Source organism: Peptoniphilus timonensis JC401, from assembly GCF_000312025.1.
In the GTDB taxonomy this organism is placed as follows: domain Bacteria; phylum Bacillota; class Clostridia; order Tissierellales; family Peptoniphilaceae; genus Peptoniphilus_A; species Peptoniphilus_A timonensis.
Window position 1 is genome coordinate 508883 of sequence record NZ_HE978593.1, and the last position, 14939, is coordinate 523821.

Below are 14939 nucleotides of genomic sequence, written 5' to 3' on the forward strand. Positions count from 1 at the left end.
CTCCTAAACTATTCATATAATTTACAATTAATATAATTCTCTATATCTTCTAGCAAATTATCTGATTCCCTGTCAAACCATTTTATCCTATCATCTCTTCTAAACCATGTTAATTGTCTTTTTGCATAATGTCTTGAATTTTTCTTAATTAAGTCAACCATTTCATAATAATCAATTTCATTATCTAAATATGAAATAACTTCTTTATAACCTATAGCTTTAAGAGATTGGGAGTTTTTATCTATTCCTTCCTTTAATAGACCTTGAACTTCTTCGACAAGACCTAAATTTATCATTTTTTCGACACGATTATTTATCTTGTCATAAAGTCTTTTTCTATCCATATTTAACCCAATATAGACTAAGTTATAATCCTTATTCTCTTCTCTAAATTTATTTCCTTTTATATTACCATTTTTTAAGATCTCAAGGGCTCTAATTATTCTTTGACCATTATTTTTATGAATTTTTTCTGCCATATCACTATTAAGAGCAAATAATTTATTATATAGAACTTCACTTCCTTCGTTTTCTAATATTTTATTTAATTCATTTCTATATTGATAATCTGCTTCTGTTTCAGTAAAGTCAAGATTATAAACAAGAGAATTGATGTATAGTCCTGTCCCACCAACGACAAAGGGCACCCTTCCTCTTTTGTTTATGTCGCTAATAATAGCCTTTGACATATTTTTAAATTCTGCTACAGAAAAAGTTTCATTTGCTTCTACAATATCAATCATATGGTGAGGAATAGTAGTTTTACTAAGGTCTATCTTAGCAGTTCCAATATCTAATTTTTTATATATTTGCATAGAGTCACTGGAAATAATCTCCCCTTTATATTTTTTTGCAAGTTCTAAAGAAAGCTCAGTTTTTCCTATTCCAGTTGGTCCCGTTATTATTACTAATTTTTCCATTTATTCCCTCAAAAATAATTTTGATATCGTATGTTTAGAAACTTCAACAATTGTAGGCCTACCATGAGGACAAGTATAGGGATTTTCACAATTTTTAAGATCTCTTATAAGTGATTCAATTTCTATATTTGAAAGATCGTCTCCTGCTTTTACAGAAGCTTTACAAGCTTTTCTCATAATCTTATATAAATCCGCCTCATAATTTGATGAAATTTCTCTATCTAAAGAATCAATTATATCTCTAATAAAATTTACATATGATGGCATTCCAAAAATCATTGGAACTTCTCTTAATACAATTGATTGATCACCAAAATCATCAATTTTAAATCCAAGTTTTGTGAATAAATCTATATAATTTATTATCTTATCGTACTCTATTTGATTTAACTCAATAATCTCGGGCTTAATTATAATTTGTGAAGAAATTTCACTAGTTAAATACATTCTTCGAAATTTCTCGTAATTAACTCTTTCATGAGCAGCGTGTTGATCAACTATAAAAGTTTTTCCATCCCTTTGATTTTCAAGTATAATATAAGTTTTAAAAAGCACACCGACAATTCTAGTATTTAGAAGATCTTCATCTATATGACTGACTTCTTTATTAAATAAAAAGTTTTTTTCTTCATGTAAAGTTTTGTCTTTCTCTTTAGTCTTTTTATCTTCACTATATAAAATTGAATCCTCTTTGAGAGATTCAGGATATGAATTATCTTCTACATTAAATTCATTTTCAAGTTCCCAAATACTTTTTACTTCATTATTACTTTTAATTTGATTACTTTCATTGGAATTATTTACTTTTTCTTCGCTATCCTCTTCATCAAATATATCAAAGATATTTACATTTTCTTCTTTTTCTTCTATTTCAATTTCTCTAATGGATCTATTAGGAAAAATTACTTCTTCGACTACTTCTGACAATAATGAAGTCAAAATATTTTCATTAGAGATTTTTATTTCATTTTTCTTTGGATGAATATTAACATCAATTAACTTAGGATCAATATCGATATAAAGTACAAATACTGGATATCTATTAAGTGGAATTAAAGAGGAATAATTTTTTTCTACAGCTCTAGAAATATTAATATCTCTAATAAATCTTCCGTTAACAAATATATATTGACTATCTCTATTGGATCTAAAAAGTTTGTTATTAGAGAAGAAACCTCTAATTTTATAATTTTCAGATTCAAAATATCCTTCATTTAAAGAAGAAGCTATTTCAGAACCCAAAATTGAAAATATTCTATTTATAGGATTTTTATCGCTACCAGTATTTAATATGGTTTTTCCATCTCTTATAAGTGTAAATTTGATATTATTATTGCTAAGTGCGATTTTTTGTACAATATCTATTATATTACTTATTTCAGTAGAATCTTTTCTCAAAAACTTTTTTCTTACTGGAGTATTATAAAAAACATCCTTAATTATAAAGCTAGTTCCCTTAGGCATGCCTATCTTATTCTTTTTTATAATTTTTCCATTTTCAATTAATAAAGAATTGCCAGCAAGATCTTCTTCTGTTTTTGTCATCAATTTTATTTTTGATATGTTTGCAATACTAGCAAGTGCTTCTCCTCGAAATCCTAGAGTTCTTATTTTCTCTAAATCTTCTATAAATTCAAGTTTAGATGTAGAATGGCGAAGAAAGGCAATCTCCAAATCATCTTCAGAAATACCAGATCCATTGTCAGTAATCTTAATGTAATTTGTACTTTCTCCTCTCAATTCTATTAAGATATCATCTGATCCAGCATCAATAGAATTTTCTACTAATTCTTTAACTATTGAAGCAGGATTTTCAATTATTTCTCCAGCTGCTATTTTTGAAATTGTTGATTCATCTAAAAGCCTAATCATCATAACTCCTTAGATCGTTTTACTATTTCATCTAATATATTAAAGGCTTGCATAGGATTTATTTCAAGAATATTAATTTCTTTTAATTTATTAATAAAGTTCGTTATTTCAGGATTTTCATGTTCATCTTTAACAAATTCTTTGTTTAGATCTATACTAATGCCTTCATTTTCTTTTTCTATTACCGCCAGAACTTCCTTTGCTCTATCTATAATTTTATTATCTATACCGGCTAATTTTGCAACATCAATTCCATAAGAATTATTAGTAAAACCCTTAATTATCTTTCTCAAAAAAATAATATCGTCATCTTGTCTGTCAACTGCTATTGTTAAATTTTCAATTGAATCATATTTTTCCTCAAGATGAACTAATTCGTGATAATGTGTTGCAAAAAGCGTTTTAGCTTTTATATTTTCTGCAATATATTCAATTATTGCATTTGCAATAGCAAGCCCGTCGAAAGTACTAGTCCCTCTTCCAACTTCATCAAGAATCAAAAGCGAGTTTGAACTTGCATTTTCAATAATATCTGCAACTTCTTGCATTTCAACCATGAAAGTTGACTGTCCCTTTGCTAAATTGTCACTTGCACCAATTCTAGTGAAAATTCTATCCACTAGAGAAATATTACATGAATCACAAGGAACAAAAGAACCTATATGTGCCATAATTGTTATTAAGGCAACTTGTCTCATATAAGTGGACTTACCAGCCATATTAGGTCCAGTAATTATATGAATCATATTATTTTTTGTATCAATAAAAGTATCATTAGGTACAAAAAAATCATCTTTCATATATGATTCGACAATAGGATGCCTTCCTTCCTTTATTTCTATAAAACCATCATTATTAAATTTAGGTCTAGTATAATTATTTAAATTCGAAACTTTTGCAAGAGATAAAATAGAATCCAGATCAGATAATTTATCAGCTAATATTTGAATTCTATAAATTTCTTTTCCAATAAAATCCTTTAGTTTGTTATAGATTTCAGCTTGAAGGTTAAGAGCCCTTTCTTTAGACCCAAGTAACTTTCCTTCCATTTCTTTTAATTCCACAGAAAAAAATCTTTCTGAACCTACTAAAGTTTGCTTTCTTATATAATCCTCTGGAACCTGATCTAAGAAAGATTTTGTAACTTCAATAAAATAACCTAGAATTTTGTTATGCTTAACCTTTAATTTTTTTATACCTGTACGCTTTCTTTCTCTTTCTTCAAAATCAAGAAGCCAATTTTTACCTTCAATTGATATTCTAAATAATTCATCTAAATCCTTAGAATATTCTTCTTTTATTATTCTATTTTCTTCAATAATTACAGGTGGATTATCTATTAAGACATTATCTATCTCAGAAGAAATATCGTCTAAATCTATGAAATCTTTTGACAATAAATTTAAATAAAAATTATCTTGTGATTCTAAAATTTTCTTTATTTTCTTAGAATTTTCAATTGTTGATTTAAGAGAAACTAATTCTCGTGGATTTATAGTTCCATTTGATATCTTAACAACAAGTCTTTCAATATCATAAACTTCTTTTAAAATATTTTCTAATTTATCTAAAAGCAATAAATCTTTTGTAAAAGACTCTATTAGATTTAGTCTTCTTTCAATTTTTTCCAAATTTATTAGAGGACTCTCAACCCATTTTTTTAATTTTCTTGATCCCATAGATGTACTACATTTATCTAAAACATCTAATAGTGAGCCTTTTTTTGTAAATGTATTTAAACCTTTTACTATTTCCAATGTCCTTTTAGAACTTTCATCTAAAAATAAAAAATCAAAATTATTATAATATGAAATATTATTTATATGTTTTAAATTTATTTTTGAGTGATTACTAAATATTGTAATAATTTTTTAAAGAAATATAATCAGTAATATTATTTTTGTCCAAAAAATTTTTTAAATTATCTTTGAAAGTATCACTAAAATAATCTCCAAAATCATTTAATAAATCACTTTGTTTTAAGTTTTCTGAAATATAAGAATTTAAAAAGACATTGTCCTTCTTTAGATTCTTTTTAAATTTATCGATCTCATCTTCATTTATTAAGATCTCATTTGGACTTATTCTATCAACTTGATTTTTCAAAAAATTATAAAGTTCAGCTTTTGATAAAAATGTTTTTTCTATAAAATATATTTCTCCAGTTGAATAATCTGAATAAGTGAGATTTATATAATAAGCTTGTATAAAAATTGAAAGAAGATAATTATTTAAATCACTTTTTAAATACTCAGTATCTGTAAAGGTTCCTGGAGTAATAATTTGTGTTACTTCTCTTTTAACTATTCCCTTGGCAAGCTTTGGATCTTCGACTTGATCACAAATAGCGACTTTATAGCCCTTATCAATTAATTTAGAAATATATGACGAAGCAACATGGTATGGAACACCACACATAGGTGCTTTTTCTTCTAAACCAGCATCTCTTTTAGTCAAAGTAATTTCAAGTTCTCTTGATGCTAATAAAGCATCATCAAAAAACATTTCATAAAAATCTCCAAGTCTAAAAAATAAAATAGAATCTGGATTTTCATCTTTTACAGCAAGATATTGCTGCATCATTGGAGTTAATTTTTCACGATTCAATTTTCTCACCCACTAGAGAAAAACTATTTGCATCTTTAATTTTAACTTTAACTATTTTACCAACGTCACTTTTGTCGCCTTCGAAATTAACAAGTTTAAATTCATTAGTTCTACCGCTAACATTGCTTTCATTCTTTCGTGAAATATCTTCTACTAATACGTCCACATTTCTACCTATAAAAGCTTTATTTTTCTTTTCTTGTATAGGATACAAAACATCAAGAAGTCTTTCAAATCTATCATGCTTAATTTTATCAGGGACTTGATCTTTTCTATTTGCTGCAGGAGTGTTTTCCCTAACAGAATATATAAAAGTAAAAGATGTATCATATTCAACTCTTTTTGCCAAGTCTAAGGTATCAAGAAAATCTTCTTCACTTTCTCCAGGAAAACCTACCATTATATCTGTTGATAAGGCAATATTTGGATTAACACTTTTTACCTTATCAATTTTTCTAAGATAATCTTCTTTACTATATTTTCTATTCATCATTTTTAAAACCCTTGATGATCCTGCTTGAACAGGAAGATGTAAGAAGTTGCAAAGCTTATCAAGATTTTTAAACGAATAAATTAGCTCATCAGATATATCTTTAGGGTGAGATGTCATAAACCTAATTCTCTCAATGCCATCAATTGCATTAACTTCTTCTAAAAGATTAGCAAATGTAAACTTATCATCAAATGTCTTGCCATAAGAATTTACATTTTGACCTAATAGAGTAACTTCCTTAGTTCCATTTTTAGCTAGTTCTTCAATTTCCTTTATAATTTCACCAGGTCTTCTACTAGTTTCTCTTCCCCTAGTGTAAGGTACAATACAATACGAGCAGAAATTATTGCATCCATACATAATGTTTACATAAGACTTAAATTTATAAAGTCTGTTAGCTCCAAGGCTATCATCAATACTCAAAGCATTTTTTTCGATATCAATAGCAAGTTTTTTCCCATCGTAGGATAAACTTAAAAGTTCTGGTAGCTTCCAAATGTTATTTGTTCCAAAAATTATATCTACATTTGAAAATTTTTCAATAACATAATTTCTTGACTCTTCCCTTTGCATCATACATCCACACACAGCTATTTTTATATTTCTTTTTTTATTTTTTAAATTTTTTAAATTTCCAAGTTGACCATAAACTTTATCCTCTGCTGAGTGTCTTACAGAGCAAGTATTTAAAATAATTAGATCTGCATCATCAATCTCATTGACAAAAGAATATCCCATTTTTTCTAGCAGCCATGTTATTTTCTCAGAATCATGCTCGTTCATTTGACAGCCATGCGTTATTACAAGCGCTTTTTTATCATCAACATTTTCTTTTATATTTCTAATATATTCATTTACATTATTATTAATATCATTAATTAGTTCTTTATTTTCCATTTATATCCTCATTTCATATCTTTATATTATAACTGAAAAATAGCCTATTTATCAAGAAAAGAGTATGCATATGCATACCCTTAAGATAAAATTTTATTTAAATATCTAGCTACATAAACTCCACAGGCAGATGCTTGTGAAAGTGAATGAGTAGCACCTCCACCATCACCAACTACAAATAAACCATCAACTGAAGTTTCAAAATTATTATCAATTTCAACTCTTGAGTTATAAAATTTGACCTCCACACCATATAAGAGAGTATCATCATTTGCAGTGCCAGGAGCAATTTTGTCAAGAGCATATATCATCTCAATAATTGAATCCAACTGTCTTTTTGGTATAACGAGAGATAAATCGCCAGGCGTTGCTTTTAAAGTTGGTTCTGTAAAACATTTTTGCATTCTTCTTTCATCAGACCTTCTACCCTTAACTAAATCTCCAAACCTTTGAAGTAAAACTCCCCCACCTAACATATTACTTAATTTTGCAATAGATTCTCCATATTCATTTGAATCTTTAAAAGGTTCTGTAAATTTATTACTAACTAAAAGAGCAAAATTAGTATTATCTGATTGTAATTTTGGATCAGCATAAGAGTGACCATTTACTGTTATAATTCCATTAGTATTTTCAGCAACTACTTGACCATAAGGATTCATACAAAATGTTCTTACTAAATCATTATATCCCTTTGTTTGATAGACGATTTTTGATTCATAAACCGCATCTGTAATATGTTTAAAAACTTCTGCAGGAAGTTCAACCCTCACTCCAATATCAACTTGGTTAGAAAATAAATTTATATTAAATTTTTTACAAATTTTTGAAATCCATTTTGATCCACTTCTTCCTGAAGCTAGAACAAGTTTATCACAAAGAAAAGTTTCACCCTTGTCAGTTGTAAGTTTAAATTTCTCATCTTTATCAACATCGACTATAGTTGTATTAAAAATCATTTCAACTTTATCTCTAGTCCACTCATAAACTTTTTCTAATATCTTAACATTTCTATCTGTTCCAAAATGTCTTACTTTAGCATCTAATAAATGTAAATCATGTTTAAGTGCAAGGGTTTTTAAATTAGAGGATGTAGTTTCATAGAGTTTTGATTTTCCACCATCAAATCCACATAGTACAGAATCAACATATTCCATAAGTTCAATAGAATTATCCTTGCCAAGAAATTCATGGATTTGTCCACCAAAATTAGTAGTAATATTATATTTTCCGTCAGATAATGTCCCAGCTCCGCCGTAACCGTTCATTATATTACAAGGATTGCATGATATACAATTTTCAACTTTTCCTGCCTTTATTGGGCACTGTCTCTTATAAATTTCATTACCCTTATCAATAACAAGGACCTTTAAATTTGAATTTAATTTTTTAAATTCATATGAAGCAAATACTCCACTTGCACCTGCTCCTACAATTATTACATCATATTCTTTCAATTTTTATCTCCTCATTAAATTTCGCCATAAAATCTTCAAATCTCTTTGGAAATTTGTCCACAATTTCCATTTTTTTACCTGTAATTGGATGAATAAATGTAAGTTTATAAGAATGTAAGAGCTGTTTATTAATTTTAAACTTATTTCTTTTACCATACAGCTCATCACCAACAACAGGGTGATTTACATAAGAAAGATGCACTCTTATTTGATGCGTTCTTCCTGTATGAAGGTGAACATCTAATAGACAAAAATCATTAAAATTTTTAAGGACTTTAAAGCTTGTAGATGCACTTTTAGAATTTTTTTCAATGACTTTCATTTTTATTCTATTATTTGGATCTCTACCAATTGGTTCATTGACACCAAAATCATTAAATATATTTCCATGAGCTATAGCTAGATAGTGTTTTTCTATTTCACGGTTCTTAAACATATCAACTAAATTAAAATATGCTTCTTCTTTTTTTGCAATAAGCATTAAACCAGAAGTATCTTTATCCAACCTATGTACTATTCCTGGTCTTTCAGAATCAATTGGGTTAGATAGTTCATCGAATTGATTAAGTAATCCGTTTACCAATGTACCTTTTTTATTTCCCGCTCCAGGATGAACAACTAAATTTTGTGGTTTTGATATAACTGCTAAATATTCATCTTCATAAATAATATCAAAATCAATTTCTTCAGGCAGAATTCTAAAATCATCTTCATAAGAAACTTCTATTTCGTCGCCACATTTTAAACAATACCCTGCTTTGACAACTTTTTTGTTTAACAAAATATTTCCAAGATCAATATTTTTTTTAATTTGTGACCTATTAATATCTAGTTCTTTTTCTAAAAATTTGTCCAATCTAAGTCCTTCAGAACTTAAGTCAACAGTGAAATTATTTTTATACATAAATCACCTTTTATTATCGTGTAGAATTATCCCAATTGAAATTAATATTGTCCCTATAACAATAAAAACATCAGCAAAATTAAATATTGCAAAATCATGTCCAAAAAATTTCATACTAATAAAATCTACAACATAATGAAGTCTAACTCTATCGATAAAATTTCCTATAGTTCCACCTATTAACAAACTAAAACTTAATAGATAAATAAAGGGAACTTTATTGTAATTTTTAAACAAAAAATAATCAAAGCCAAGAGAACAATTATAGTTATAATAGCAAAAAGTGACCTGAATCCTTGTAAAATCCCAAATGCAGCGCCTCTGTTTTCTATATAGTAAAGCCTTAAAAAATTATCGATTAGTACCAAAGAATTTTGATTAGCCAAATTTGTAGCAGCTAAATATTTTGTGAATTGATCTATAATTATTAAAATTATGCTAAATATAGCAACAAACATATTATCTCCTTATTTATTTAATCTTACTATCAATACAAAATTACCCTTTTTTGTATTTCCTTCTAAATCGAAAATTCTGAATCTACCATACTTTCTCAAGGATACCAGGTCATTAAGTTCAAGTTCAATGTGAGATCTTGTTTCGATAGCATAGTTAACCTTAACAAATTCCCCACTAATCATTTCTTTAACTTTAGATCTTGAAATATTAAAAACCTTGGCAATTAAATTATCAAGTCTAAAAGATGATACAATTATTTTTTTATAAGTATATTCCTTTTTTGGTAAGTCCGAAACACCATTTTCTCTTGATAGATACATATTGTATTTTGAAATTTTATTAAGATTGATTTCAACAAAGTTTGCAATTTCTCTTTTAACAAAAAAATAAGTGAATTTTTCTCCAATTAAAATATCACCTATTTTTCCTCTGTCTATACTTAATCCAATAAGTGAACCAAGTACATCACCATGTTTAATTTTTTTATTTGATTCAAATTTAAATAGGACAAGATCACTATCTATACTTTCATATATATAGCTGGGGTATATGTAAATTATAGATAACTCAGAATCTTCATATCCCCCATCTATTTTGTAAGATATATTATCTTTAAACCTATTTAAAACGGAAATAGATAAATTAATCTCGTGAGGATTTAAAAAATCTGTAGAAGTCGGAATATGACTATTTATTACAGATTCCATTTTGTCAATAACTTTTCTAATAGAAATTTTTTCTTCAGGTCTATTAATGTGATTAATTAAATCTATTCTATTTAAATTTACCAAGGAAACATTCCGTTATTTTTAAGTTGCTCTTTTAATCCATCGATTTCAACATTATTAGGTGCAAGAATAAAAATATCTTTATTTACCTTTTGCATCTTACCGTCAAGAGCATAAAGAGCTCCACTTACAAAATCAAAAATTTGTCTTTTTACGTCAACATCAAGTTGTTCAAAGTTTAAAACAACAGCTTTAAAATCTCTTAAATCATCAACAATTAATGGTGATTCATCATAAGAAAGTGGTTCATGAACTGTTATAACCATATTGCTAGCTGATAACTTAGACTTAGTTGCTGGTTTGTGACTAACTGTTTTCGGTGTGTAAGCAGGTTCTACTGCTTCACTTTCACTAACTTCATTTTCAAAATCATCATCAAAATCTTCATACTCATACTCATCTGCAAAACCAAAGATTTTCTTTAACTTGTCCATAGTTTTTTCTGCCATAATATCCTCCTAATTATAATTCCTATTTCCAAATAGTTTAGAACCAACCCTAATCATATTGGACCCTTCTTCTATTGCCAATTTAAAATCATGGCTCATTCCCATTGATAAATACTTCATCTCAACGCCCTCATAGCCTTTTGATGAGATTTCTTCAAATTTATTGTTCATTTTTTCAAACAATTTTCTAAGCAATATTTCATCATCTGTATTAGGGGCAATAGCCATAAGTCCTTTTATATTAATATTTTTAAAATCTAAAAGTTCGTAAATAAATTTTTCTGTATCATTATAATTTATTCCAAATTTACTCTCTTCATTTCCAATATTAATTTGAACTAGACAATCAACACAAATATTATCTTTATTAGCTCTTTTATTTATTTCTTTAGCTAATTTTAACCTATCAAGCGATTGGATTAGTTTTACTTTATTATAAATATATTTTACTTTATTCGTCTGCAAATTGCCAATTAAATGGAAATTTATTTTATTATTTTTTACATTTTCTTTTATTTTTTCATCCTCTATCTTAGAAACAAGTTCTTGTACTTTGTTTTCACCAAATTCAGTAAGACCTAATTTATTAAATTCATCAATCATTTCCACGGGATGAGTTTTAGAAACTGCAATTAACTCCACATCTCTTTTAAATTTTGATTTTTCCTTTGCAATTTCTATATCTTCATAAAGTTTATTCAAATTGTCTTTTAAATCCAAATTATCACCTCAGTTTAATATTCTTGATTCATCGACAGTTTTTGGATTTATCACGATTGCATCGTTCACAGTTAAAGTCTTATAGGATTTATCACCTATACTTATAACTGACTGTTTATTTCCCTTGTTTATAAATACGGTATCGTTAGATTCACTTACTATTTCAACTGGAACAAATTTAACAAGTCCTTTTATTTCTTGTACATAAACACCAATTAGATTATTTCTTTCAATCAATGTGGATTTAGGAATTTCAAATCCCTTTGTTTTATTTACAATTATTTTTCCTTCATGAACTCTATTAGAATACATATTTTCAAAATATCTATCGAGACTGACAATAATAACAGCATGATTATCATCTTTGTTAATTTGTTCAACTACTCCATAAATATCTTCGATTTCTGGAATTTGAATCTTTACAGAATCTCCAACATTATAATTTGATATATTTGAGGCATTGTTTATTGTACAAGCTAGTTTCCAATTTAAGTTATTAATTATCTTAAAAAGAGGATCTCCATTTTTTACTCTAGTTTCCATTTCAAGATTTTTAAAAGAATAATTTTTTTCCAAGTATTTATATGTAAACTTGTTTAAATCATCAATTTTAAAATGTTCTTCATTTCCATCTATTTTATAAGAAACAATTCCACTAAATTCTGATTTATAAGAAAAATTATATTTTGAGATCTTTTCTTCCAAATCATCTTTTTTAATATTTAATTCTTCTTCTGAAAGCTCTAAATATTCTTTTAATTCAGCAGCATTAATATTCTCATTAATTTCACTATCAGTAGAATTTAAATCAAAATACACTCCTGAAAAATTATTGTTTTTTATTTGTTCTTGTAAATTTTTAGTAAATCCTTTACTATTCTCTCTTTCAACTGGCTCTATACCTTTTTTTATTTTAATAGCTGCATTAATTCTTGTTAATTCATCATTAAGAGATGACACATCTTCCATTAAATTTAAATTTGCAATCTCATAACCCGAAGGGACTTTTTGACCTTCACTGGCATGAAATACAACTATTCCATCTCCCTTTGCAAAATATGCTTTTTCTTCAAAGATATTATAGATTGTTGTGTCAATGTCTTTTTCAAAAGTGGTTAAAGTTGGAAAAATAGTCTTATAATCACTTATACGATTTCCTCTTATTAACTTTCCGAAAATCATTAGCAAAAATAAAATAATTATACAAGCAATAACTCTTCTTCTAAAATATTTATTTTTTTTAAAGATCTACTCAAAAAACCACCTATTTACTAAATAATTATATCATAAAGTCTTCTAATAAGAAATTATTCGAAAAAGATTTGCTCAATTTCATCTTTGTTCTTCCTAGTCATCAACTCATAAACAGCTTTATTAGGATCATAACCTTCGTATAAAACTCTATAAAGTGCTTTTGTGATTGGCATTTCGATTCCTTTTACTTGAGAAAGTTTATATGCAGATTTTACAGTTTTCACTCCCTCAACTACTTGACCAACTTCTTTGCAAGCTTCATCCATTGACTTGCCTTCACCAATTAATATACCTGCTCTTCTATTTCTTGAGTGTATACTAGTACATGTAACTATTAAATCACCAATTCCAGATAGTCCATTAAAGGTGTGAGGATTTGCTCCAAGAGATATTCCAAGTTTACTCATTTCATAAATACCACGAGTCATAAGTGCTGCCTTAGTATTATCACCATAGCCTAAACCATCATTCATCCCTGCTGCTAAAGCTATTATATTTTTTAAAGCACCACCCATTTCTACACCAACTAAATCTGGATTAGTGTAAATTCTAAATATAGGTGTTGAAAATTCTTTTTGAATTAGTTGAGCAACTTCAAGATTTTCTGAAGATGATACAAGAGTTGTTGGTATATCTTTACCAACTTCTTCAGCATGAGATGGTCCTGATAAAGCTACAAAGGGATTATCTTTTAATATTTCTTTGGAAATTTCTGATATTCTATCTAGGCTTTCAACTTCTATTCCTTTGGAAAGATTAACAATAATTGTATCCTTAGAAATTTTATCTTTTATTTTATTTAAAATTTCTCTTGTACTAGAAGTCGGTACTCCAATTATAAAAGCATCTATTCCATCAAGCACACTTTCTAAATTATTTGTTAAGTTAATTTCTTTTCAAACTTAGCCCCTGGAAGATATTTTGAATTTTCTTTATTTATTTTAATATCTTCAATAACTTCTTCGTTTCGGATATAAAAATTAACTTTGTGGCCCTTATTAGATAGTAACCTTGCTATTGCAGTTCCCCAACTTCCTCCTCCACAAAGAGTTAGATTCATTTTTTACCTCCTATTTTATTCTCATTACCTGACATAATTCTTTTTATATTTTCCTTATGTCTTATTATTCCAATAATTGAAACTATATCAATAAGAATAATGTTATAAATTGAAAGGTCTGACATAAAGCTGTAAACGATAATAATTGATACAAAAAATAAAATTGAACCTAAAGAAACCATTTTTGTAATTATAGTTGCCAATAACCATACTATATAACAAATCAGTGTAAGCGGAAAATTAAATAAAGCTAATGCTCCTAAAGTTGTAGCTACTCCTTTTCCACCTTTAAAATTCATATAAAATGGAAAATCGTGTCCAATTACTGCACCAAGTATTCCTAGAGGAACAAAGTTATATCCAAATAATTTTCTTATTAAGACAGTTACAATAGCTCCCTTTAAAAAATCAATTAAAAATGTTAAAACTCCTGCTTTTTTACCAAGAACCCTCATAGCATTTGTTGTTCCAGCATTACCAGAACCGTATTTCCTAATATCTTTATTTAAAAAAATATTACCAATTATATATGAACCTGAAATAGTTCCTAACAAATAGGAAATAACTAAAGTTAAGATATAATTCATCTTCTAGGTCCCTTATCTGATCTTTCGTTAGTTCTATTTTTTAGCTCTAAAATAATTGGAGTTCCATCAAAAGAATAAGTATCTCTAATTTGATTTTCGATATACCTCAAATAAGAAAAATGGAAAAGTTCTTTATCATTAACAGATAAAAGAAATTTTGGCGGTCTTACGCTTACTTGAGACCCATAATAAAGTTTACCACGCTTACCTTTGTCTGATGGTGGTTGATTCATTAATACAGCTTTATTAAGTATGTCGTTTAACACACCAGTTTGTATTCTATGATTGTAGTTGTTATTCACAAGTTCAATCATATCTAAAAATTCATCAACTCTTTGTCCAGTTTTTGCAGATATGAAAACTATTGGAGCATAGGAAACAAAAGGAAGCTCTTCTCTTATTTTCTTTTCAAAGTTCTTCATAGTTTTTGTCTCTTTTTCAAGAGCATCCCACTTATTTACAGCAATTATAA

At 27.4% G+C, this 14939-nt stretch carries 12 protein-coding genes and 3 pseudogenes; all 15 read right to left on the bottom strand.

What is annotated here, in order from left to right; translation table 11 throughout:
- Window positions 1-8: 8 nt before the first annotated feature.
- Window positions 9-920 carry a tRNA (adenosine(37)-N6)-dimethylallyltransferase MiaA gene (gene miaA, locus HGPT_RS02475; RefSeq protein ID WP_019138303.1) on the bottom strand — a complete coding sequence of 304 codons (912 nt, stop codon included), beginning with the start codon at window positions 918-920 and terminating at the stop codon, window positions 9-11.
- Entirely contained in the window at window positions 921-2792 is a 1872-nt protein-coding gene (mutL, locus tag HGPT_RS02480) for a DNA mismatch repair endonuclease MutL (RefSeq protein ID WP_019138304.1), read from the bottom strand.
- A complete protein-coding gene (gene mutS / locus HGPT_RS02485; RefSeq protein ID WP_342626051.1) occupies window positions 2792-4660 on the bottom strand; it encodes a DNA mismatch repair protein MutS in 1869 nt (622 codons plus the stop codon). The genes mutL and mutS overlap by 1 nt, the downstream gene beginning before the upstream one ends.
- A complete protein-coding gene (locus HGPT_RS09670; protein ID WP_245544089.1) occupies window positions 4644-5399 on the bottom strand; it encodes a MutS N-terminal domain-containing protein in 756 nt (251 codons plus the stop codon). Before HGPT_RS09670 ends, mutS begins: the two co-directional genes overlap by 17 nt.
- On the bottom strand, window positions 5389-6789 hold the full coding sequence (gene miaB / locus HGPT_RS02490; protein ID WP_019138305.1) for a tRNA (N6-isopentenyl adenosine(37)-C2)-methylthiotransferase MiaB: 1401 nt from the start codon (window positions 6787-6789) through the stop codon (window positions 5389-5391). The genes HGPT_RS09670 and miaB overlap by 11 nt, the downstream gene beginning before the upstream one ends.
- A gap of 80 nt (window positions 6790-6869) precedes the next feature.
- On the bottom strand, window positions 6870-8246 hold the full coding sequence (locus HGPT_RS02495; protein WP_019138306.1) for an NAD(P)/FAD-dependent oxidoreductase: 1377 nt from the start codon (window positions 8244-8246) through the stop codon (window positions 6870-6872).
- Window positions 8233-9150: an RluA family pseudouridine synthase gene (locus tag HGPT_RS02500; RefSeq protein ID WP_019138307.1), complete on the bottom strand. Its 918-nt coding sequence runs from the start codon at window positions 9148-9150 to the stop codon at window positions 8233-8235. Before HGPT_RS02500 ends, HGPT_RS02495 begins: the two co-directional genes overlap by 14 nt.
- 3 nt (window positions 9151-9153) lie before the next feature.
- Window positions 9154-9608: pseudogene (lspA, locus tag HGPT_RS10585) on the bottom strand (signal peptidase II).
- Between the two features lie 9 nt (window positions 9609-9617).
- Complete coding sequence (locus HGPT_RS02510; protein ID WP_019138308.1) at window positions 9618-10400, bottom strand: YlmH family RNA-binding protein; 783 nt, start codon at window positions 10398-10400, stop codon at window positions 9618-9620.
- Window positions 10394-10846 carry a cell division protein SepF gene (locus tag HGPT_RS02515; RefSeq protein ID WP_019138309.1) on the bottom strand — a complete coding sequence of 151 codons (453 nt, stop codon included), beginning with the start codon at window positions 10844-10846 and terminating at the stop codon, window positions 10394-10396. Before HGPT_RS02515 ends, HGPT_RS02510 begins: the two co-directional genes overlap by 7 nt.
- A 9-nt stretch (window positions 10847-10855) precedes the next feature.
- Window positions 10856-11566, bottom strand: a complete 711-nt coding sequence (locus HGPT_RS02520; protein ID WP_019138310.1) for a YggS family pyridoxal phosphate-dependent enzyme — start codon at window positions 11564-11566, stop codon at window positions 10856-10858.
- A gap of 9 nt (window positions 11567-11575) precedes the next feature.
- Window positions 11576-12748: a biotin/lipoyl attachment domain-containing protein gene (locus HGPT_RS02525; protein ID WP_019138311.1), complete on the bottom strand. Its 1173-nt coding sequence runs from the start codon at window positions 12746-12748 to the stop codon at window positions 11576-11578.
- Window positions 12749-12873: 125 nt separating this feature from the next.
- Window positions 12874-13880, bottom strand: a pseudogene (locus HGPT_RS02530) (NAD(P)H-dependent glycerol-3-phosphate dehydrogenase).
- Window positions 13877-14467 carry a glycerol-3-phosphate 1-O-acyltransferase PlsY gene (gene plsY, locus HGPT_RS02535; protein WP_019138312.1) on the bottom strand — a complete coding sequence of 197 codons (591 nt, stop codon included), beginning with the start codon at window positions 14465-14467 and terminating at the stop codon, window positions 13877-13879. Before plsY ends, HGPT_RS02530 begins: the two are co-directional and overlap by 4 nt.
- Window positions 14464-14939: pseudogene (locus tag HGPT_RS02540) on the bottom strand (ribosome biogenesis GTPase Der); the annotation flags it as partial. The pseudogene HGPT_RS02540 and the gene plsY, both read right to left, overlap by 4 nt.